Annotated in this window: 18 protein-coding genes; 3 read left to right on the forward strand and 15 right to left on the reverse strand. The window is 39.5% G+C overall.

The genetic code is table 11. The features are described 5' to 3' along the window. Positions 1-55: 55 nt before the first annotated feature. The 13 genes from I6E26_RS06955 to I6E26_RS07015 all read right to left on the reverse strand — a co-directional run bounded on the left by I6E26_RS06955 (position 56) and on the right by I6E26_RS07015 (position 18,438). A complete protein-coding gene (locus tag I6E26_RS06955) occupies positions 56-1,006 on the reverse strand; it encodes a ComEC/Rec2 family competence protein (protein ID WP_235321124.1) in 951 nt (316 codons plus the stop codon). 2 nt (positions 1,007-1,008) lie between these two features. Further along, on the reverse strand, positions 1,009-1,188 hold the full coding sequence (locus I6E26_RS06960; RefSeq protein WP_235321125.1) for a hypothetical protein: 180 nt from the start codon (positions 1,186-1,188) through the stop codon (positions 1,009-1,011). A 237-nt stretch (positions 1,189-1,425) separates the two neighbouring features. Then, complete coding sequence (locus I6E26_RS06965) at positions 1,426-3,039, reverse strand: O-linked N-acetylglucosamine transferase, SPINDLY family protein (RefSeq protein WP_235321126.1); 1,614 nt, start codon at positions 3,037-3,039, stop codon at positions 1,426-1,428. Then, positions 3,024-4,835, reverse strand: coding sequence for an O-linked N-acetylglucosamine transferase, SPINDLY family protein (locus I6E26_RS06970; protein WP_235321127.1), 1,812 nt, complete (start codon positions 4,833-4,835; stop codon positions 3,024-3,026). Before I6E26_RS06970 ends, I6E26_RS06965 begins: the two co-directional genes overlap by 16 nt. Before the next feature lie 23 nt (positions 4,836-4,858). Continuing rightward, positions 4,859-5,560, reverse strand: a complete 702-nt coding sequence (locus I6E26_RS06975) for a glycosyltransferase family protein (RefSeq protein WP_235321128.1) — start codon at positions 5,558-5,560, stop codon at positions 4,859-4,861. 14 nt (positions 5,561-5,574) lie between these two features. Continuing rightward, a complete protein-coding gene (locus I6E26_RS06980) occupies positions 5,575-7,800 on the reverse strand; it encodes a glycosyltransferase family 2 protein (RefSeq protein WP_235321129.1) in 2,226 nt (741 codons plus the stop codon). A gap of 3 nt (positions 7,801-7,803) precedes the next feature. Further along, the gene (locus I6E26_RS06985) at positions 7,804-9,303 is read right to left on the reverse strand and encodes an O-linked N-acetylglucosamine transferase, SPINDLY family protein (protein WP_235321130.1); all 1,500 of its coding nucleotides are present in this window, start codon (positions 9,301-9,303) and stop codon (positions 7,804-7,806) included. Further along, the gene (locus I6E26_RS06990; RefSeq protein ID WP_235321131.1) at positions 9,296-10,816 is read right to left on the reverse strand and encodes a tetratricopeptide repeat-containing glycosyltransferase family 2 protein; all 1,521 of its coding nucleotides are present in this window, start codon (positions 10,814-10,816) and stop codon (positions 9,296-9,298) included. Before I6E26_RS06990 ends, I6E26_RS06985 begins: the two co-directional genes overlap by 8 nt. Continuing rightward, positions 10,813-12,522, reverse strand: coding sequence for a glycosyltransferase (locus I6E26_RS06995; RefSeq protein WP_235321132.1), 1,710 nt, complete (start codon positions 12,520-12,522; stop codon positions 10,813-10,815). Before I6E26_RS06995 ends, I6E26_RS06990 begins: the two co-directional genes overlap by 4 nt. Positions 12,523-12,591: 69 nt before the next feature. After that, the gene (locus I6E26_RS07000) at positions 12,592-13,539 is read right to left on the reverse strand and encodes a glycosyltransferase family 2 protein (RefSeq protein ID WP_235321133.1); all 948 of its coding nucleotides are present in this window, start codon (positions 13,537-13,539) and stop codon (positions 12,592-12,594) included. Positions 13,540-13,672: 133 nt separating this feature from the next. Beyond that, positions 13,673-14,833, reverse strand: coding sequence for a group II intron reverse transcriptase/maturase (gene ltrA / locus I6E26_RS07005; RefSeq protein ID WP_235321134.1), 1,161 nt, complete (start codon positions 14,831-14,833; stop codon positions 13,673-13,675). Between the two features lie 172 nt (positions 14,834-15,005). Next, complete coding sequence (locus tag I6E26_RS07010; RefSeq protein ID WP_235321135.1) at positions 15,006-16,325, reverse strand: flagellin N-terminal helical domain-containing protein; 1,320 nt, start codon at positions 16,323-16,325, stop codon at positions 15,006-15,008. A gap of 214 nt (positions 16,326-16,539) precedes the next feature. Beyond that, positions 16,540-18,438 carry a sulfatase-like hydrolase/transferase gene (locus tag I6E26_RS07015; protein ID WP_235321136.1) on the reverse strand — a complete coding sequence of 633 codons (1,899 nt, stop codon included), beginning with the start codon at positions 18,436-18,438 and terminating at the stop codon, positions 16,540-16,542. Positions 18,439-18,958: 520 nt separating this feature from the next. Between I6E26_RS07015 and I6E26_RS07020 the strand changes: the two genes are divergently transcribed. The 3 genes from I6E26_RS07020 to I6E26_RS07030 are packed head-to-tail and all read left to right on the forward strand — an operon-like array spanning position 18,959 to position 22,125. Beyond that, positions 18,959-19,753: a choline/ethanolamine kinase family protein gene (locus I6E26_RS07020; protein WP_235321144.1), complete on the forward strand. Its 795-nt coding sequence runs from the start codon at positions 18,959-18,961 to the stop codon at positions 19,751-19,753. Between the two features lie 6 nt (positions 19,754-19,759). After that, the gene (locus I6E26_RS07025) at positions 19,760-20,623 is read left to right on the forward strand and encodes an NTP transferase domain-containing protein (protein WP_235321137.1); all 864 of its coding nucleotides are present in this window, start codon (positions 19,760-19,762) and stop codon (positions 20,621-20,623) included. After that, entirely contained in the window at positions 20,620-22,125 is a 1,506-nt protein-coding gene (locus I6E26_RS07030) for a BCCT family transporter (protein WP_235321138.1), read from the forward strand. Before I6E26_RS07025 ends, I6E26_RS07030 begins: the two co-directional genes overlap by 4 nt. 123 nt (positions 22,126-22,248) lie before the next feature. Here I6E26_RS07030 and I6E26_RS07035 read toward each other — a convergent pair whose 3' ends face one another. Next, complete coding sequence (locus I6E26_RS07035; RefSeq protein WP_235321139.1) at positions 22,249-22,752, reverse strand: hypothetical protein; 504 nt, start codon at positions 22,750-22,752, stop codon at positions 22,249-22,251. Beyond that, a complete protein-coding gene (locus I6E26_RS07040) occupies positions 22,752-23,774 on the reverse strand; it encodes an AAA family ATPase (protein ID WP_235321140.1) in 1,023 nt (340 codons plus the stop codon). Before I6E26_RS07040 ends, I6E26_RS07035 begins: the two co-directional genes overlap by 1 nt. Positions 23,775-23,970: the final 196 nt, after the last annotated feature.

A 23,970-nucleotide genomic window follows, 5' to 3' on the forward strand; every position in this document is an offset into this window, starting at 1 on the left:
TATTGCAACCCAAAGCAGAAACTCCCCAACAACTTGGAAGCAAAAACCTTGGGATTTATTTCTCCGTGGTTATACTGTAGCTGCTGCCATCGCTGACAATGGTAATGGTGCCATTTACATCAGTACGATAGATATTCTTGATACCCTGCTTCTGCAATCTGTTCAGCAATGCCTCATGAGGGTGTCCGTATTGGTTGTTTACCCCCAAAGACATAACCACGCTTTCTGGCTGTACCAGCTTCAAAAACTCTGCTGTAGAGGAGGTTTTACTGCCGTGATGGCCTGCCTTCAGCACCTGGCATTTCAGCTTTTTGCCATAGGAAGCAACCATATCTTTCTCCACAGGCCCTTCGGCATCTCCCGTAAAGAGCATGGCAAAATTACCAAAGGTCAACCGTCCTACTACAGATTCGTTGTTTACATCCACCTTTTTCTTAGCCTTAATAGCTGCTGTATCTTCATCTATCAAGCTTTGACTAGGGGAAACAATCTCAAAGGACACACCATTGCCAAAATCCAGCACATCCCCAGCCTTTACCTTTACCTGCTGAGTGCCATTGGCCTTGGCAGCCTTAAGAGCATTGATAAAATACCTGCTGGTAGAAGGAATACCGTTGTAAACCAGCTCCTTCACACCGTATTGAGCAATAACCTTGTCAGCCTTGCCAATATGGTCTGCATGGGCATGAGTCATTACCAAAGTGTCAATATGATCAATTTTCAGCTTCTGCAGCTCGATCAACAACTGAGTGTTTTCCTTGCCCTTTTTGCCATCCTCATAGTATTTATCATCACCGGTGTCAATGAGAATATTTTTGGCACCAGTCTGAATCAGCACTGCATCCCCTTGATCAATATCCAGCATACTAATGGTTAGCTGGCCCTTGGCCTCAGCCTTGCTGTTGGCAGCAGTATCTGAGGACTGCCCTCCGCTCTGACCGCAGCCTGTTAACAGCATGGTACAGCACAATATTAAACCGCAGATAATCTGCAAATATTTTTTCATTTTTAGTCCTTCCTATTAGCAATATAAAGTCTGGCCACCAAAGCCAAAAGCCAAAAAGCAAATGCCCCTAAGCACACATAATCTATGGTATCCAGCTTGGCAAAATCCATATCCAAGCCAATAACGGCACTCATAAGCACAATAATCAAAATATCCGTTAGCTGTAAGCCCTTTATCTTCACAAACATCCTCCTTTCATTAAGATTAGTATCTGAAATATCTCGTCATATTATACCACAAATCCACAGGAACATACACCACCAATATAGCATATTTGAAGACAGCACCCTAGCCACTGCAAAATAAGAAAACACCCGCCTAAGTTTCGGAGCTTAAGGCGGTTTTTCTTATGCCTTGATAGGCACAATAAAAAAGATGTCTGATAATAGCTATAATGGCCCCTTATCAGACATATTTTTTTATGACAAGCCTCTATTTTTATACAAGTGAATATATAGTTTCTCCACAGCCTGACAGTAACTTCTTCCATCCATCAATGGGGAGTTTTTTACTAATTGAGGAATTTGGTGGCGTAGGTCTTGTAATAGTTCCGGATTTTGCGCTAACAGCAGTGTCTTTTGCACATATTCCTGCCAATTAGCTGCTGCCAGCATATCCAACCCTATATTACTTAAAAAGCTAAGACCAAATCTTGTACCATGCCTACTGCCATACCGACTCACCACCGGCACTCCCATAAGCAATGCCTCCATAGTGGTCATCCCTCCTGTATAGGGATAAGTATCCAGAGCAATATCCACATCATTATATTGCTGTAGATAATCTGCCGAAAATCCCCTCAACTCTATTCTCTCCACAGGCAAGGCCAAATTTTCCAGTCGCCTTACCGTCCATTGTCTGCCCTCTACACTGTCAAATAGCTTATGCTTCAAAATAAGCCTGCTTTGAGGACATTGCTGTAAAATCTGTGCCCAAACCTGCAATGATTCATCTGTAACCTTGCTAAAATTATTATAACAGCCAAAGGTAATATAACCATTTTTCTGCCAAGGAGATTGCAAACTTATCTGAGGATAGTCAAAATCCGGACTGTAACAGAAATGCGTATCAGGAAGTTGCAGTAAAGGCTCCTGAAAATCTTCATTGTATGAACTTGGACTGCAATATTTATCCGAAAGAAAGCCATCAATGGAAAGTCCTGTACTGTTAAAATACCCTATAGCGGAAATCTCCACCGGAGCAGGCCTATAAGCCAGCACCGGCAAGTGATTGTCACAGGTGTGACCGGACAAGTCCACCAATATATCAATTTCATCCTCTGCTATACATCCAGCAATTTCTTCATGAGACCTGCCTGAAACCATGCGGACACAATCTGCCCAGCCATGAAGTTTCTCCGACAAACTGTCCTGCCCCTGATTAGTCTGATAAAGATAAACAGCAAATCTCTCCCTATCGGTATATTCCAGCAAAGGACGCAGAAAATATGCCACAGGATGCCGCCGAATATCCCCAGACAAATAGCCAATCCGTATTTTCTGATGGTCCTTAGGCTTTGCATTTAAAGGCTGAATATTCTGCAACAACTTTCTATAGCCATCATAAAGCTTATGCCATCTCTTATGAGAAATATTATCACAATAATTGGTGGTAAAAATAGCGTTACTGTATTCTATCAGCTTTTGAGCTTTATCTTGCTCCCAGTTGGCAGATTGCAAAAATGCCTCTACAGCCAAGGAGCACTCCCCTAAGCGACAGCACACTTCTCCTAGCAAACTATAAATCTCTGCCCCCAGCTGTCTATCACCATCGGACAGGTTATCAATCTCGGCCAGATTCTCCACTAGGCCTTCCAGCACTTCCATTTCCTGCACTGGACAATCCAGATTACGAAGAATATAGCATTGCAATAGCCAAGGCCTCAGCCAAAGTACATTCTCTGCTGATTTCAAAAGCTCCAACAGATCCTGCAAAGCAGTCAAGGCCTCATTATATTTCCCAGCCTGATACAATGCATAGGCCTTATTGTACTGTTCCTGCATTAGCCACTCTCCCACTAAAGTTCTTGCCAAATACGCTTATACCCCTGCTCCAGCTCCTGCATATACTGCTTTTCATTCATAACAGGAGAATTTTCCATCATATTACGCAAACCCAAATGCAAGGCATTCAGCAACTCCTTATCCTGAGCCAGCAAGAGAGCCTTTTGAATATATTCCTCCACTGAATAGCTGCAAGCAAAATCCAGTCCTATATTCTTCAGCAGACTAATACCAAAATTTCCTCCATGACTGCCATCCCCAAAGGTCACCACTGGCACTCCCATATAGAGAGCATCGCAGGTAGTACCGCCACCGGGATATGGAAAAGTGTCAAGAGCAATATCCATCTCATAATATTCCGGCAAATAATCTACACTAAATCCCCTAAGCTGGAACCGCTCCTCTGGCAACCCCAAGGACAATAGCTTCTGCCGGAACAGTTCCTGTATATCAGCATCATCCAAGCTGGCACATTTCAGCAAAAGTCTGGATTCCGGCACCTGCCTAAGAATTGCTCCCCAAGTCTCCAGCACCACATCATTCACCTTGATAAGATTGTTAAAACTGCCAAAGGTAATATAGCCCTTAGACATACAAGGGGCCTGCCGTACCGGTGGCATTTCCTTAATAGGCACATAACAAAAATGAGAATGAGGCAATACCAGCAGCTTCTCCGTAAAACTCTCACTGCTGGCAAGGGCAGTTGCCTGCAAATTCTCGTCAATAACCTGATTATTTTCAGCAGGAATCATGGCACAGCCATCAGCTAAATATTTATCTGACAGAAAATAATCCACCGTCTGCAAGCCCGTCGTAGCAAAATAGCCAATACCGCTTATCTGAATCGGCGCTGGCTTATACCCCAGCACTGGCAAGCAATTATCCCGGGAATGACCTGCCAAATCCACCAGAATATCCAACTCCTGCTGATAAACCAACAAAGCCTTATCCCGCAAAGGCAATTGGGAAATATTGCACCAGAAATTCACCTGTTTCTGAATGTATTTGCTATATTCATCCTCAGTAGGGGAGTTACTAAAGCAATATACCTCAAAATCCTGCCGATTGTATTTGGTAACCATAACCCAAATAAACAACAGCACCACATGACGGCGGAAATCCGGAGAAATATACCCAATTCTCAGCTTGCCTCGCTTTTTTTGCCGACGCTTCAACTGTCGCCTGTCATGGATAAAAGGCTTTAGCACAGAATAAAGCGCATTATACCCCCTGTGAGCCTCAACATACTCCCATTGTGGCATAAAAATATAATGCAGGGTAAACACATAATTGCTGTAATCCGCTGCCTGAACAGGAAAATAAATAGCTACTTCACTAGCCAAGCGATAACACTGAGCCGCCTGCTGAGCCATGCCAAAATACTTATATCCCTGTCCCAGCAGATTGAGAATAACTTCCTTTTCCCCAGGAGAAGCCTGCCAAAAATCATTTTCTTGAGGAATCACCGGCTTATCTTCCTGCCAGCTTAATTGACAAAGTTTTTCCAGCACCCCTAAAGCCTGTAAATGCCTTTTGGCCTGCCAATACAGTCTAGCTACCAAAAAACCATGATAAGCCCCTCCTGCAAACCCCTGCAACTGAGCAATAGCTGCAGGAATCTCCTGCTGGCTATTGGTTTCAACCACCATAGCTGCATAAATCTCCGCCAGCTCTCCACCAATCGCCTTATATTCAACACCACTGTCATTCTTACTACTATATTCAGCCTGCAACTGCTCATAGAGAGGTCTGGCCTTGGCATAATCCCCCATATCCATGCACCGCCGCAAGCTATTCATTTTCTTATCCAAATTCTGCCAATCCATTGTCCCTCTATCCTATATACATATTACCAGTTATAGTTTTCTTTAAAAATTCTCATATTTTCATAGTAAGAATTGTCTAAAGGCTTGCATCCACAATCATGTATTACCCAAGGCTCCTGCTGATGTGGTATTACCACCTTATACCCAGCGTTGATAAATTCCCGACTTTGAGAAATATCATAGAAATGCCAACCATGGAATAAATCTGCTCGCCAGGGCAAATCATATTGAGTAGCCATAAATAAACCATCTATAGCTGCCACATGAACATAGGCACCTGGACCACCTGGAACCTCACCGTAGTAATTTCTTACCATTTCACTTTCAGATAAACGTGCATAACAAGTACCAAAAAGAGATGTTAATGGGCTATCCCACCACACAGGGTGCTCATGCAACAATTTGACTGTACCTGCTACACCTATCATACCAACCTTAGAATCAGCCTGAAAAATCTCCAAAATATTACTTATTAACCTTGGATTAATAACAAAAACATCCTGATGTAAATATATTTTATATTTGGCATTAGAGGCATTCATAGCCTGCTGATAGCCAGCTGCCATAGAGGCAGCATTACGAACACCTAAAATCTCTACTTTATAACCAGAGGGTATTTCCAGCTCTAATATTGCCTTTTTAGCCCCTTCATATTCAGCTTCATTATTGACATTACTAATAAAACAGATACTATGATCATCAAGGTCTTTATTTATGTTAAGCATGAAATAACTCCTGATTAATTTTGCTTAAGGGCATAAAGCAAAGCAAAATCTACCACTGGCAACTTAGCAGCAAAAGACATAGCCTGTTCCTGCTCCCCAGCAGACAGGCATGTATAGGCAATATTTTTCAATGTTGCTGCATCCTGACCATCCAGTTCCAAGGCAGCAGACAATAAATCAAAGGCAGACTGATAATCTCCATGCTGATAGCATACTCCAGCAAAAATATTAATCAGGCGTACCTTTTCTACCAAAGAAATCTCCTTAGCAGCAATCTTGGCCAAGGTATCAGATACATCTACCTTTTCGACCTCATTCTGCTGAACATTATCAGATTCTTCCACTATAGGCTGAGATTTCTCAACTCGCTGTATCTCAGGTGTAATTTCATCTTTCTCTTGAACAGCCTCTGAAATAATAGTAGTTTCTACTGGCTTTTGAACCTCATTATTTTCTTCTACACCCTGCTCTTTATTCCTGGATAACAATTGTCTCAAACGAGCCAAGGCTGCTTGAGCCTTATCTTCACTAGGAGCTTCCTCCTGCTCAGTCTTTACCTCTTCCTGTATGTCTACCTGCTGAGGTTTGGCTTCTTCGATTTTCTTGCCTTTTAGGATCTGCTTCAACTTATTTACAGGGGAGTTGGCCTCATTGTCAGCCTGCTTCTTCTGTAAATATTCACTAATCTTAGGATATTCAGACACCAGCTCATCATAACCATAGCTGATATTATCCATGAAGTTATCAAATATTTCCTGATCCTGCTTGGACATTCCCTCTATACCTTCAGTCAATACTGCATCACACAGCTTGAAGGCATCCTTGTTGCGTTCCTCAGTCATACACAGAGTTGCCAGCAACATCTTCACGCCCACGCCATTATAGCCATTATTTAAAGCATTATTCACCCATTTTTCAGCTCGCTCAAAATCTCCAGTGAAGAAATAGCATTGGGCACCCCAATACATGATTTCTCCATCCATCTGCTTATTAGCTGCCATTTCAGCCATAACATCCATAGCTGCCGCATAATCCTCTGTCTCCATAAACTGCTGCATATCATGCTTCAAGCCGGTCAATACCTGCTTAGCCTGATTATTCCGTTTCTTCATTCTATTTTTATTAATTTTGTTCTTTAATCTAGCCATTTGAATACCTCCATTGCATTTATCCTCTGTAGGTTTTATCGTTGATTTTTCCTGATTAATTAAATTAGCCTGTGCCTGACGAAATACCTGTAATCTAGCCTCCAACTGAGGTGCCATATGTCCTTCCACCAGCATAGAAGGCTCCATACCATGATAATCCTGCATCAGCTTCAAGGCCTTTTCCATGGCAGCTATAGCCTGAGCATATTCCCCAGTCTGATAAAGACACTCACTGTATTCCGCCCAGAAATCCGGCACCTCTGGATATTGCTCCGTAGAAATTTCTGCCAGCTGCCGCCTTTTACTAATACTTTCCTCATCATTGCGACCACCATAATAGGCCATCAGCACTCGATGACAACGACTGCCGAAATTTACCGACTGTCGTCCCTTCTTTACATCCAGCCAACCATAATAGGTACATTTCTCCATATCACCCAGACCTAAATAGCAATCACAAAAATATCTAGCCAAATCTGCCTCAGATTGCCCATTATCCACAGCCTGATGCAAAAGTTTGAGATTTCTTTCCAACTTTTGCCTAGAAACACTACTGGCATAACCAGTATGATAAATCTCCAACATTTCTGGGAGAACTCTAAGAAATTTCATTGACTTGCCCTCAGATAACTTCAGCTCTTCATGAATTTTTCCCTCATAGTGTAGTCCCTGCTGATTGCGAACTATCCGCAGTTGATAAAAATAATCCTGTATTTCTGCTTTATCCACATCATAATTTACCATCTGAATCAAAAGTCCATCTGCCTGCTGGGCCTGACGAATTACCTGACGGATATTACCAGCAGTTTTAGCAGTAAAATATTCATCAGCATCCAGAAGCACCAACCAATCGCCCTTAGCCTTACTTAAAGCAAAATTCCGGGCTTTGCTGAAATCATCCTGCCAGGGGAAGCTATATACCTTAGCACCTAATTTTCTAGCCACGGCTATGGTATTATCTGTAGAGCCTGTGTCTACCACCACAATCTCATTAACTTGGTTTTTCAGACTTTTAATAGATTTCACCAAATTTTCTGCTTCATTTTTCACAATATAACAGGCAGAAATTTTCAATGCCCCTGCCTTACCCATATCTTATTCCTCCTGCAAATAATTCTGCCAGATTTTTCGATAATTATTTTCCAAATCTCTCATATAACCTTCTTTATCCATCAGAGGAGAATCTTCCATAATATTTCTTAGCTGAAGGTGCAAATCATGCAAAAGCGCCCAATCAGAAGCCAGTAGTACAGCCTTTTTCACATATTCATCCATACTATAGCTGCAACAAGCCTCCATGCCAATATTTTTCAAAATACTGATACCAAAATATCCCCCATGACTGCCATCACCCAAGGTTATAACTGGCACCCCCATATAAAGAGCTGCACAGGTAGTACCACCTCCGGGATAGGGAAAGGTATCTAGGGCAATATCTACATCCAAATATTCTCTAAGATAATCCTTGCTAAAGCCTCGCAGCTCCACTCTGTCCAGCTCAATACCAGCCTTCAGCAGCATATTTTTCATAGTCTCAACACCCTGATATGCATTAAACATACGTCCTTTTAGCAGCAATCTGGAATTAGGCACTGCTGTCAAAATCCTTTGCCATGTTTGCAATACAGTAGAATTAACCTTTATCGGATCGTTAAAGCTGCCAAAGGTAATATATCCCTTTGCATTGCAAGGTGCCCCGTGAATTTCCTGGGGCATCTCCTCCTTAGGCCAATAGCAAAAATGACTTTGCAGCATAGGCAATGGCTTTTCCACAAAATATTTACTTGTATACTCATGGCATAAATACTTATCTGTAAGAAAGTAATCTACTCGATCCAACCCAGTAGTGGCAAAATAACCAATCCCACACATCTGTACAGGAGCTGGCTTATATGCCAAAATAGGCAAATTATAGCGGGTGTGACCTGCCAAATCAAAGAGAATATCTATTTCTCTATTATAGATGGCACGGGCAGTATCTGGAGCATTTAAACCTGTAATATCTACCCATTCCACAGGACAGCTCTGATAAAATTCCGTTACATCATCTATTTTGCCATTGGCAAAGCAGTATACTTGAAAATCTGCTTGATTATAACAAGCTGTAAGAACTCCCATAAAATCTTCCAACACGCAACGATTAAAATCCGCAGACAAATATCCTATGCGAATTTTAGAATGGTGCCTATGTAATTGTTTGTCGTAGTTAAATTGCCATATATCCTTAAATAATTTATTATAGTATTGATGTGCTTGAAAATACCTATTCTTAGATATAAATAAATAATGGCACTGCATAAGATATTTGCTGTAGTATTCCCATTTTATAGGCAAATCCTTTGTAGACTGCCAGAGCTCTTTAAAAAAGGCACAAGCATAAACCTGTGGTCCAAAGTATTGATAGTACACTTCTGCAACACTATAAAAATATAATCTATCAGCTGCCTCCACCTTCCATATGGGACTTTGAGCGGGTACCACCAGCTCCAGGCCATCTGTAGAAAATTTTAACTGAAAATATTTTATTCCTCGCTGCACAGCTTCTTCCATACGCTCCTGGGCCATCAGCTGGAATATTTCTTTTATTTCATTCATAATATTTCATCTGCTTTCTCAGCCGGATAGCTGCTCTACCATCTACATCCTGTTGGCACTCTGCCTTAGACATAGATAATTTTTGATATTTATCAGGCATAATAGCAAAAACACTAGGCAGAGTCTCTTCTCCATTTTCCTGCTTGACAACGACCTCAGCCAAGGCCGAGTGATTTAGCAAATCCAGTTGCTGTCCCGCAACAGCTGCGCCTCCTTGAAACTTTCCTGTCTTGAGATAAAGCTTTACCTTATCCCTAATATCATTGGTTGGATAATAATAGGCGGCAAATTCTCCAGTTGCCTGCCAACCTATGGCTTCCATAAGAAAATTCCCATCCTGTTTCCTATCATAAAAACAATCAAATATCTGTATAATCTCTACCACAGGACGCCCCAATAGGGATTTGTATAATACCTTTGTCAATAAATGACTATATTTATAATACGCCATTCCTTCCAGAGAAGTCTCCAAGGCCTGCTGTTTTTGTCCCTTGCGTATATAGATATCCCCAAGGCTGCTATAAAGCATAGGCATCAGATTCAAAGAAGTATCTGATACTGCCTTGCCTGCCTTTATATCTTTTTCGGCAAACTGTCTTAACCTGCGAGCCTCCAATAGATATTGCTCCGCCCGTAAATAATCTCTGCCCACATAATAATAATATCCCAGCTGAACAGCAAAGAAAACCTCCCGAGGAAATTTCTTTCTGGCCTCTGTAATGACAGCCATTATTTCCTTATCGTCCTTGCCCAAATGTATCATGGCAGATATCATACACTCATAAACATGAATATCCCCACCTAGGGTTTTCATATTTGACTTCACTGCTTTTTGAGCATACAACAATACCTTATCAAAAACACCCAGACAATTATAGGCATCCATAAAGAATACATACAATTGCTCTCTCTCCTTCTGAGTCTTGGCCTCCTTTTCCCGCTGCTGCAAAATAGGCAAATCCCGTTCTGCCTTTTTGCGCAAAATACCAGCACTATAACCTGTATGTATTATCTGCAAATCAAAGCATTTTTGCATAATATACTTACCAGGCTTAGTAACCAGCTGCTCATGTACTGGATTTTTATAATAAATATCCTTACTATTCCGGAAAATTCGCACCTGTATCATGGTATCAATAATTTTATTTCTATTATCTGTATCAATATTAACCAGCTGACACATAATAGCACCAATTTTTTTATTAGCATGATAACGAGTCATTTCCGTTCTAAATCGCTTTACACTTGATGCATCAAAATATTCGTCAGCATCCAAAAAGACAATCCAATCCCCTGTAGCCTGCTGAATGGCATAATTTTTGGCAGCCGCAAAATCGTTACACCAGGTAAAATGATAAGGAGTGATACCAGCATTTTCTAATATATTTAGGGTATTATCTGTGGAGCCAGTATCCACTACAATAATTTCGTCAGCAATCTGCCGCATATTGTTTAACCACTGACCAATATTTTTTTCTTCATTCTTGACAATTACACAGACTGATATTTTCATATCTTCACAGCCTCCTTACACCAAGCAATATATGATTCTAACTCCTTATTGCTACTCCCCATGCTAGCTGCCCTCTCCAAGGCTGCTAAGGCATTAATATAATCCTGCAAATAATATAAACATACACCGCAGTCAAACCAAAAATCTTCTGTCACAGCCTCATCCTCAGCTTGAATTTGAGCCAAAATCCCCACGGCCTCACTATAATATTCCCTAACTACAAGCTGATGGCCTATTTTCTTTAACTTGCTTCCTGGCATTCCCTGAGCCAGTTGCAAATAACTTAATAGCATTTCCTGACTTCCATAAAGAATAATACCATCCAGCATAGTAATATATTCATCCGGCTCCAAGGCAACATTTTGTACTTGTCCATGATAAAGCTGTACCAGTACCTGCTGAGCCTGTGGTAAAAGCTGTAATTTCTCCTGATACCAGTTGCCGTAGGAATAATTACAGCCTAGTAAGGCCACAAATAAAAGCTGGATATTCTCTGCCATTAGTGGCAATATCTTCTTTTCCAACTGGGCAAAGTTCTTTTGGTATAAAAGTTGATAGACTTCCTCTAAATGATTTTCTTTTTCTATATTCATATGAGCAGAAAATTCCTTAGCCAAATAAATATAGCCATTTTGCTCCAACAAAGCAATCAGCTGTTGTATATCATGCAAATTTTCTCCATAAATATTCTGCAAGCTATGCATAATATTCTGTATCTGCTCTTGATGCTCATTCTCAGTAACTGCAAATTTCATATCCAGCCACTGACACAAGGTTCCTACATGCCATTTGTTCCGCTTCAATATAGTCTGACAGATTTTTTCTGCCTGCTGCAGGGAAAATATATCACTAATAGCCAATCCCAGATTATTCATGGACTCTATAGCTACCTGAGCAAAGCGTTCCTTCTGAATAGCTGGCTGATAAGTCGATTCCATAGCCAAAATAGCATACTCTAGAGCTTCTTGATATTTTTCCAACCCTAATAGGCTTTCACTAAGAAAGCCATAATACATCTCTGGTTTACGGCTTTTTTCCATAATCTGCCGCAAAATTTCATAATTACGCTGATGCTTAAAAGAAATTATCTTAGTAGAATAGCCTGAATGGCGAATTGCCAAATTTCTATCTGCCATAATATATTTTATGTCCTGCCAAGGCTCCCTACCCTTGGTTAGCTGTTCGTGTACAGCCCCTATGTATTTAATGCCTACATGATTTCTTATAATTCTAGGCACTACATCAGAATTTATAATCTCATTATTGTTATCTGCATCTATATTATCGATAGGGCAGAATATTGCCTCTATGCTAGTTGACTTTTTATCAATTTGTTCTAGATATTCAATAATATTTTGCGGTTGATAATAACATTCATCTGCATCGGTAAATACCAGCCAATCCCCTGTTGCCTCCTGCAAAGCTACATTTTTAGCCTGTGCAAAATCATGCTGCCATTCATAGCTAATTAGCTTCACATCAAATTGTTTGGCTAAAAACTCATTAGTACCATCAGTAGAGCCTGTATCTACCACAATAATTTCCTGGGCAAAAACTCTTACATTATTCAGCCAAGCCTCCACGTGGGATATTTCATTTTTCATAATGGCACAAGCAGATACACTTATCCCTTGTGCCTTATCCATTCCAAAAAAATCGGAAGCAGCTTCACTTGCTTCCGATTTATAAAATTTATTTTTCTTCATAATTGCCAGCCTTTACTACATCAAAACTACCTATGTATAGTATCGAAAAGCATAGCATAAATATTAAATTTACTTGTTTATACTGAATATTATTTCTGGTATCAGCTCCATACATTCACAGTATGCAGAATAATTAGCCGCAGACATATACCTTTGATTATACTTTATACTTAGATAATTTTCCCTTAATTTACGGAGTCCGTAAATATAGTCATCTCTACTAATAAAGACATGTCTTTCATAATATTCTTGCAACAATTTCAACCATTCCACTCTGCTAAGTAATATTATCTCTGGCTGCTGTCCCTCCTGCTGACTGTGACAACGATAGTAGCTTAGAGGTTCCTTAAATAAAAACAAATCTCCTTTTTCCAGCAGTTCCAACCACATTACCACATCGGAAATAGTTTTATATCCTCGACAATCCGCCTGCCAATAATGATGTTTTAAATCACTCCTTCTAAATAGAGCTGCCGATGGCTCCCCAATTAGATTACTAATCTCCTTTAGCATATAATTACCAATGGCATTGCCTTTATAGCCCCTTCCTATAACATCATCCTTAATAATAGTTTCCCTCATAGGCTCTAAAAAATTACCATTTTCATCTATAAAACCACGTTGTGAAGACGTTAATGTTATATGTGGATTTAACATCATAACTGATACCATCATAGATAATTTATCCTTATGAAGAACATCATCATCCATACACCACTGTAGATATTCTCCCTTTGCAATATGTTCAAAAGGTCTAAAATTATCTTCCTTGCACTTGGCATTAATATTACGATAATATTTTAATCTAGAATCACATTCATATTTTCTTATTAATGAGTTGGTATCTTCGTTAGTGCTATTGTCATTTACCAGTACTTCTATATTATCATAGCTTTGTGCCAATACACTTTGCAAAGTCTTTTCAAATAGTTCTGGTCTATTATAGGTTGGTATCATAATACTTACTAAAGGATGAGAGGAATCTATTTCTTGAATGTTAACTAATTTATTTTTCACTATTATTGCAACTCCACTTTTCCTTACCAACTGCCATAAGCTGAGTAATACACATATCGAGTAGGAGGGAGATTCTATGAAATCTCCCGACCTCTCACACCACCGTGCGTACCGTTCGGTACACGGCGGTTCTCTAGTTTTTATAAATTTGCAGGTAATAGCTGGTCATAGGCATATAGCCTTGGCTGGCTATTTCTTTATTCGTTAGAACAGAGTTTAGCATTAGTGCCGCTCTCCATGCTCCTTTGCGGCAATTTGCCATTTCATGCACCTTCCATTCTGGAATACCATACCGCCTTATCATACGGTATCTTGTCTTTACTTTCTTCCATTGTTTCCAGTACACCGCTCTTACCCTGCGCCTTATCCATTCGTCAACGTTCTTCAGTATTGCTTTCATATCGGCAAGCTTGAAATATTGGAGCCACCCTCTTATGTATTGCATATATCTGCGTTGACGTGCTTCATTACTTATTCCTTTATTGCGGTTGAGTATTTCACATAGTCTGCGCTTCATCTTCCGCTCAGACTTTTCGTGAAGCTTGAACCGGCATTTTCCCTTGAATATGTAAAATCCATATCCTAGAAATTTTACCTTGCTTATATATGCCACAACGCTTTTCTCCTTGTTCACCTTGAGGAACAGCTTCCTCTCAATAAACTTGGATATGCCCGACATGGTTCTTTCCGCACTTCTCCTGCTTTTGCACAGAATCATACAGTCATCAGCGTATCTCACAAACTTGTGCCCACGCTTCTCCAGTTCCTTGTCAAGCTCGTTCAGCATTACGTTGCTCAGTAAAGGGCTGAGCGGACCTCCCTGCGGTACTCCCTTTTCGCTCCTCTCAAATACCCCATGCTGAATTACTCCCGCATTGAGATACCTGTGAATCAGCGACAGCACCCTGCCGTCTTTTATACTTCTTGACAGTACCTCTATAAGCTTGCTCTGACTTACGGTATCGAAGAATTTCTCCAAATCCATATCCACAACATAGCGGTATCCGTCATTGGCATATTCCTGGCATTTCCTGAGTGCATCATGGGCACTGCGGTTCGGTCTGAATCCATAGCTGGTTTCCGAAAACTGCGGCTCGTAGATTGGTGTCAGAACCTGCGCTATTGCCTGCTGAACCATCCTATCTACCACTGTTGGTATTCCCAGCTTGCGATCCTTTCCCTTTTCTTCCTTGGGTATTTCTACCCTGCGGACGGGCTGTGGCTTGTACTTGCCCAGCCATAACTCACTTAGCAGGGTATCTTTGTTTTGCCTACACCTTCCTTCAGATTCCACCTCACGATGGACACCCTTGGTGTTCAGCTATGTCATTCCCGCTATTAGGGCTGACTAGGGACTTTCACCCGTTAGAGTGCGCCCATGCTGGGCGCACAAACAATAAAAGAACCGCCCCAAAGGACGGTTCTAATATTGTTTAGTTGAATATCCCTATAAGGAATAGCAGATATTACTGGAGGAGAGACAGTACATTGGAGCTGCTCTGATTTGCCTGAGCCAGCATGGACTGGGCAGCCTGCATCAGAACATTGTTCTTGGTGTACTCGGTCATTTCCTTAGCCATATCAGCATCACGGATAGTGGACTCTGCAGCAGTTACATTCTCGCTGGCAGTAGTCAAGTTGCTCTGAGTGTATTCCAGACGGGACTGAACAGCACCGATAGTGGTCTGCTGATCCAAAGCCTTCTGAATAGCTGCATCCAGAACATTGATAGCTGCATTAGCCTGCTCCTGATTACCTACCTGAATGGTATCGTTGTTCTTACCCTGGAGGCCAAGGGCCTGAGCCTTCATATCAGTCAAGCCAACCTTAATGGTCTGGTTGGCCTTGGTACCAATCTGCAGATTGATGGAATTATCCGCAGACGTGTTCTGAGCACGAAGAGTCTCATCAAAAGCATCCAAAGCTGCATTAGCAGACTTGCGAACTGCACCAGTATTATCAGTAATAGAGATGGTAAAGCCAGAAATCTGATTCTCGATACCACTCTTTGCAGAAGTAACACTAATAGAGCTCTCACCAGAAGCAGTATATACACTGTTGCCGGAACCATCAACAGCGATGAAAGAAGTTTTGCCTGCACTAAGTGAAATATCTGTGCTCAAGGTCTGAGAGCCATCCTTCATGGCTTTCAAAGCACTATCCAAAGTCAAAGTCCCTACCTTAGTAGAAGCTGTATAGGTCTTACCATCCTTTACCCAAGATACAGTGATAGTGTCACTAGTCTGAATATTCAAGCTATCGCCATTACGAGCCTTCAAGTCAGTCAGCGCAGTTTCGCTACCAGTACTCTCAGCCAAGCTCTGGTTAGTCAAGGCAGTACAAGTAGCCTTAGTTGCGCTATTTTTGGAGCCATCTACCAGATACTGGCCATTAAAAGTAACATTTGCATTATCGTTGATCTGGTCGATGGACTGATCCAGCTCCTTCTGGATGGTCTGACGATCTGCATCAGTATTGGTATCGTTGGCTGCGTTTACTGCCTTCTCCTTCAGAGTCTTCAGGATCTCTACAGTGGAGCTTACAGCACCCTCAGCAACCTTCATCATGGAGCCGCCGTTCTGGGCGTTGCTATTAGCCTGATCCAAAGAACGGATCTGTACACGCATACGCTCGGAAATTGCATAGCCGGAAGCATCATCAGCAGCACTGTTGATCTTCATACCGGAAGAAACCTTCTGCAGACTCTTGGAGAGTGCCTTGGTGTTCTTGTTCAGAGTGTTCAGGGTGGACAGGGCGGACATGTTGTTTTTAACTACCATTGCCATAATAATTTTCCTCCTTGGTTGTCAACAAGGTTAGTAGCATCCGTGCCACTAACTGTATAAAATTGTTTTGCAAATATCTGACGTATTTCTGGGTTGCTAGCCACCTGAAATATGTCCTTTGCCGTTGTCATATATATTATCGTGAGAAATTTCAGCCTTCTTAAATAAAAATTAAAATTTATCAAAAATTTCTCATTGCACAATATCTATAGCTCTACTCCGCTTCCCCAAACCATTTAGGCTTTAGTTTTCGCATTTCAGGCCAATTTCTTCCCCATGTACAGAAGGATTTTGTATGCTCTCTGGCAATATTCATAAAATATTCTAGCAAATTCCTATCATAGCATTGATGCCATTCATATCGTCTATCTAAGATATACATAGAAGCACCTGTCAGATCAACGGTACCATCCACATCCACAAACTCTTTAGACTCTAATTGAAATTCATATTGCTTGGTGCGTATGCATAACTTATAGGTCTGTCCAGGGAATATGGAATTACTAATAGTATATTCCCGCTCCTTACCTCCCAAGGCTTTGGGCAAATTACCATCTACATAATCTGGAGTCGCAAAACCATTTACCTTAGCCATAACGTTATAAATATCCACTGCACTGGTTAACTCATCAACTATTCCTAACGCAGGTATCCCTGCTCCTCGCACCATATAGGCCGCACTAGTTTGATAACGGCTCATTAAATATGGATAATTATCATATACGGAGGCACCATGATCTGAATACAGTTGGACTACATATTCATCATCATTATAATGTGATTCCAAATAGTCGAATAAAATTCCCAAGCTGCGATCTGTATTCTGTATCCCCATCATATTGGCATGAGCGTATAAAGGTGAATATTTCAGATATACACTGGCTACCTTTTCCTGATTTTGCCACAGTCGATCCTCCAAAGACAAACAGGTCTGAGTAGCTAATGGCATACTTATGGTGCTTATTTGCCAAGGATGCACATCCATGATATGCATAAATAAAAACTGATCGCATTCTCCAAAAGCTTCCAAATGCTGAATAGTACGCTCCACCCCCTCATAAGCTCTGGTAGCATAGGAATTGGTTATCAGCCTATCATATCCCCTATAGCCCCCTGTATACAAAGCATCTCCACTTCCCATTATGTTAACACAATAATATCCCAATTTCTGCATCTGCTCTGATATAACCATATATTCTGGAGATAACGGCATATTGATATGCTCATTATAAATTTGTGAATGATGTGGATACATACCTGTTTCAATGGTATGTATGGATGGATATGTAAATTCTCCCACGGAAAAGTTGTTGTTAAATATTACTCCCTTGGCAAAAAACTTCATAACATTTGGCAATAAAACATAATTTTGCTCTTTCATTGCCTGCCAACTTAAAGCATCTACCAGAATATTCAATACCAATTTTTTTCGCTTAGGACTATGCTCTAAAAGAATCGGTTTGCCCATGAAAAATTCTTTTTTCCCCTTAATTTCGACAGGCTGCTCTATTCTATAGTGGCTATATTCCCAATTCCCTAATATGACATTATACTCCTTTTTACCAGAAGCAATGGTAATTTCCTGACTAGCTTCACTACCAGCCAAGGAAATTATATATTTTTTCCCTTGAGGATCAAATTTAAACTTCTTGCCTGTTTTTGATTTGACAATATCAAATACCATATCTGCCCCATAACTACTTGCAAATTCTGGTATATCTTTCTCTCTAAACAGCAAACTTCCTTTACTGTTTAGAGGTTCCTGATTTACAAAAACACCTACCCAATATTGATACCCATCTTTATCTGCAGACAACGGAACATATTCTCCTCCCAGAGAAGCCACATCCCTAACAAGTTTATTGCCATTCAATGTAAACTTATCAATCAAAAATGGTGCATAATCGCCAATATTATTAGACATAGTTAAAGTTTGTGCAATTTCTTCTGTACAAAATGGAAGCTTCATTTCTATATCATAGGCATTGCGGCAATATCCCTGAAATTTTATTTTTTTCATGAGCATATTCAATTTATCATAACATTCTATAAGAAGCTTCCATATGATTAAATTATATTTTCTTTTTTGCCAAGCTGCTTCAGCATATTTCAAGGCTTCCTTGACCTCTCCATAATGTAGGGCAAAATATCCCGCAAAAATATCCACATGCTCTGATTCTGGATATTTTTTCTTATATTCTGCTAACAATGCCAAATATTCATCATCAAAATCCTTTTGCTCCCACTTCTGCTGAAGCTTTCGAAATAAAGCCAAGCCTTCTACTTCCTCGGCTGGCCAAAATGCCACATTTATTTTTCTTTCTTTCATGCTCTACCACCATTGCTAAAATTTACGGGATTCCCCCATTAAACCGATACTATATAAATCGAACAATATGCTATATTTTTTAAGCATAATATAAAACTATATTCTTCCGTATATCTGCTAGCAAAATTTATTTTATGTATTTTTCTTCATTTCATGCTAGAATAGACAGGATAATGATTGCAATCATAATAGAAAGGTCATATTTATGTACGAAAATTTACCGGAGGAAGCTCTTGGCATCATTAGCGATGTGTTAAGGACAAAGAAAAGTGAAATTGCTAACATTGGAGTATTAAAACAAGGCATGACAAATCGCTCTTTTATATTTACATGTCAAAACCAAAAATATATTATTCGCATCCCCGGAGAAGGCACTGGCTTTCTTATTAATCGCCAGCAGGAATTTGATGTTTATGAAACCATAAAAGATAAAGGGCTGTGCGATAATCCCATTTACATCAATCCACAGAATGGTTACAAAATCACTGAATTCTTGCCACAGGTTAAAACCTGTAACGCTAGCAATTTGCAGAATGTTAAACTCTGTATGGAAAAATTACATGCTCTTCATAATATGAAGCTGCAGGTTAATCATACCTTTGATATATTCAAGCAAATTGATTTTTATGAATCTCTATGGACTGGTACTCCATCCCATTATCCTGACTATCAGCAAGTAAAGGAAAATGTATTTTCTTTGCAGACCTATATTGACAAGCAATCAAAGCAATATTGTCTCACCCATATTGATGCCGTACCTGATAATTTTCTTTTTTCGGGAGATAATATTCAATTAACAGATTGGGAATATGCTGGTATGCAGGATCCCCATGTGGATATTGCCATGTTCGCCATTTATTCCTTTTATACCCAAAAGGAAGCAGATGTATTGATTGATTTGTATTTTGAAGGGGAATGTGATAGAGCCACCAGATTAAAAATTTATTGCTACATGGCTGCTGGCGGTTTGCTTTGGAGTAACTGGTGCGAATATAAGAGAAAATTAGGCATAAAATTTGGCACCTATGCCCGCAGACAATATGAATATGCCAAGGAATACTATGAGATAGTTCATAACGAATTACAATGTAGGAGATAGTCACAAATGAAAGTAGATAGCGCTATTATTCTAGCCGCTGGCACAGCCAGCAGATTTGCTCCCCTTTCCTACGAAATCCCTAAAGGCTTGGTAGAAGTAAAAGGAGAAGTCCTTATTGAACGGCAGATTAAACAGCTAAAAGAAGCAGGCATCCCGGAAATCATTATTGTCACTGGTTACAAATCCCAGGCATTTGCTTATTTAAAAGATAAATACAATGTAGTGCTTGTCCACAATCAAGATTATCTAACAAGAAATAATCACTCCTCCATCTATGCTGTGAGAGATTATCTAAAAAACAGCTATATCTGCTCCTCTGATAACTATTTTATTAAGAATCCTTTTACCGCAGAGGTGGAGGAAAGTTATTATTCTGCCATTTATGCCCAAGGAGAAACCTCGGAATGGTGCATTACTGAGGAAAATAATTGGATAAAAGCTGTGCATATAGGTGGAGCCAATAGCTGGATTATGATAGGCCATGTTTTTTGGTCTGAGGCCTTTAGTAAGAAATTTCTTTCTATTTTACAGCAGGAATACAACCAAAGAGAAACTAAGGACAAGCTGTGGGAAAATATTTATATTGAGCATATCCATGAACTTCCTATGCAAATACGAAAGTATCCGGCTGATTTCATCTTCGAATTTGACACTCTGGATGAACTGCGTAAATTTGATACATCCTATGTGAATAATACCCGGTCTGATATTTTAAAACATATAGCTCATGATTTAGGAATTACAGAAGCCAAAATACATAATATAAAGGCCATAAAGAATGAAAATAATGCTGCTATAGGCTTCACTTTTGAATGTAGCAAAAAATACAAATATGTGTATGAAACGCAGAAATTGGAGGAAGTAAAGTGATAAATCATCATAAAATTGATTGGGTTATTACCTTATTACCCATGCTTAGTATCTCAGGGCTAAGTGCCTTGTTTTTTATTATGCCAGAGGAATCCAATAGCGTACTAAGCTCCATTAGATTTTTCTTTGGTGATACTATGGGCACTTATTATTTAGTGATAGGTTTGGGGATATTTTTCATCTCCCTTTATTTTTGCTGTTCCCATTACGGAAATATTGTATTAGGAGATAAAAAGGAAAAGCCCCGGTACTCATTCTTTACCTGGGGCTCCATGATGTTCACCTGTGGCTTGGCCGCTGATATTTTATTTTATTCCTTTTCCGAATGGATTGTATATGCTACCAATCCCCATATCTCCCAATTAGGCAGTATTCAGGCATGGGCAGGGGTATTTCCCCTCTTTCATTGGAGCTTTATTCCTTGGAGCTTTTATCTAGTTCTAGCCGTGGCCTTTGGCTTTATGATTCATGTACGACAAAGAAAAAGACTGCGGTTTTCGGAGGCTTGCAGGACGATTCTAGGCAGACAAGCAGATGGTATTCCAGGTAGGTTGATTGACCTGCTGGCGGTCTTTGCTCTCTTAGCTGGCACTGCCACCACCTTTTCCGTAGCAACCCCACTGATCTCCATAATCATTCAAAACCTATTGGTAATTTCCTTGGATAGAAATATTATCACTATTGCTATTATTTTCCTTACTTGTGCTATCTACACCTATTCCCTGCTTCACGGCTTCAAGGGCATCAGTATTCTGGCCAAACTATGTATTTATATGTTTGGTGGGTTGGTGGCTTTTGTTCTACTGGCCGGTGGTGAAAGCAAATATATTATAGAAACAGGCCTGGAATCCTTTGGCCGCATGGTGCAAAACTTTATCAGTCTTGCCACATATACAGATCCTCTAAGAGAAACAAATTTTCCACAGGATTTGACCATATATTATTGGGCCTACTGGATGGTATGGTGTGTGGCAGCTCCCTTTTTTATTGGCAATATATCCCGTGGTCGAACTATCAGACAGGTTATAGCGGGAGGATATTTCTTCGGCGTAGGCGCCACATTAATCAGCTTTATTGTTCTGGAAAATTATAGTATGGGCTTGCAAACCACTGGTACAATTGATTTTATTGCCCAGTACGCTGCCCATGGTGATATATACGCCATAATCATTGCTATGCTTCACACCCTGCCTTTAGCTAATTTAGCTACTCTCTGGGTGCTGGCAACCATGATTCTCTTTTATGCCACATCCTTTGATTCCATAGCCTATACCGCCTCATGCTACAGCTATAAAAAAATAGAATCAGGTGAAGCACCTCACAAAGCCATTCAGCTATTATGGTGCATTCTCCTAATTCTACTGCCAACAGCATTGGTATTCTCAGATAGCTCCATGAGCAATATCCAAACCGTCAGCATAATCGCCGCCTTTCCCATAGGGATAATTATGCTAATGATTATCTGGAGCTTTTGGAAAGATGTGAATAAATATTTATCATAATTAGCTACGGACATACGCAGATCTACAATAACTTCAACAACCAATAAGAACGGTATTTCAAAGTATATACAATACCAAAGAATTCTGTCCGTACGAAGTGATATAACTAAAAAATACAATTTTCTACTGTATATATTTTTTCTGCCGTGCCATTTCTTCGTTAAGAACCATGATTCTTTGAATTTTCCATATACGCATAATGTCATTCATACGGCTGTTCAAATCATCTCTAACGTTAATTAACCACTCTTCTTTTGCTTCTTTAACCAATAACAGAAATATGATATGTTTCTTCAAAAAAGCCTTGCCTGATAAATTTTCCGGCACGCCATCGTCACTATAACGCCCCAATAAAATATTTCCATACAGTGATAATGAATGACTCATCTTTTGCACTACTTCACCTATGAAACATTCGTAATCTTTTACATTGAGGTGATTGGGAAAATTTGTTTTTGCTTCTACAAATACAATTTTATTACCTGTAGATAGTAAGAACTCACATATTTTTATGCCTCTATCCCTTAATGTTTCAATATATTGTTGGCTTGTTTCAATGTGAAAAACATCCCGTTCATCATATTCCCTGAATTTCATTCCTGATTCTTCGATAGAGATCTTTCCCATTACAACACCTCATCTATTTCTTGTCTATATAAATTTACAGATGTATTTATTATAGAATTTGGTGGCATTCCATCGAATAAATCACAATTAAAGTTGTTTCCTATATTTTCTAATGATATGCAATTTACCATTCCTTGTTCTAGCATAGCAAGCAAATACAGTTTTTTTATCACAAAATATGAGTGAGTAGTAATAAAAAACTGTATTCCCATTTTTTTAGATATATCATATATCATATCCAAAAATTCGCATATTGCTTGCGGATGCAATGCGGCCTCGATTTCATCAATCAACACAACCGATTCTTTTGTCAAATATCCATTTGCTAGCAATCTATCTAATATAGATATCTTTTTTATCCCTTCAGATGTAGCACCTATAGAAAATTTCTGTCTATTGGAATTTTTATAAAACCACTTACCGCTGCTCTCATCATAATCAATACTACCATCAATTATACTTTTAACTTTCTTCCTTGCATACGCAAAAGTGGAATAATTCTTTCCTCTTGATGGAGAAATTCGCAAAGCCTTTGCTAAATCATAATAAGTATCATCAAAACCAAAAACTTTATTTATTTCCCTTGATTGCAAAATTATAGAATACAATGACAATACTTCTTTGGCTGGAATAAATATTGAATTTCCCTCTTTGCTGACACCACCAGACAACTTTACAATTTTGCGATTTGCATCCTTGGTAAATCTGAATTCCATTTTAGACTTATTTGCAGCCATCGAAAATTCTAATGGTTCTTTGGCGTTTTTTGTAACCAAATCTCCAAGGCGTTCCACCTGAAAAGTCCATTTTATTTTTTCTGCTAAAATATCTCCCAGCGAGTTAGTATCATCTCCACGCAAATAATCTTCTTGGGATTTTATTGCCACATAAAGCGCCTTTAGCAAAAAAGTTTTACCTGTACTATTTTCACCTAAAATCACATTAATATTAGAACATTTTATATTATTTAAACATTGTATTTTTCCATAATTTGATAACGAAAATTGCTCTACCCGATACACTATATCCCTCCATTCCCCAAAACTTCATATATACGTAAACAAACTAGTGCTATAATAAATTCTAGTCATAACCATGAATTTATTATAGCACAAAATTAACACATATCAAAAGCTATGTGTTCAGGGAGTGTAAAATAGTTTGTGTAAAAAGTAATTGCGCAGATTTATTTTATGCCCCATACTGGGGTAAACAATT

Source organism: Anaerovibrio lipolyticus (assembly GCF_021531495.1).
In the GTDB taxonomy this organism is placed as follows: Bacteria; Bacillota; Negativicutes; order Selenomonadales; family Selenomonadaceae; genus Anaerovibrio.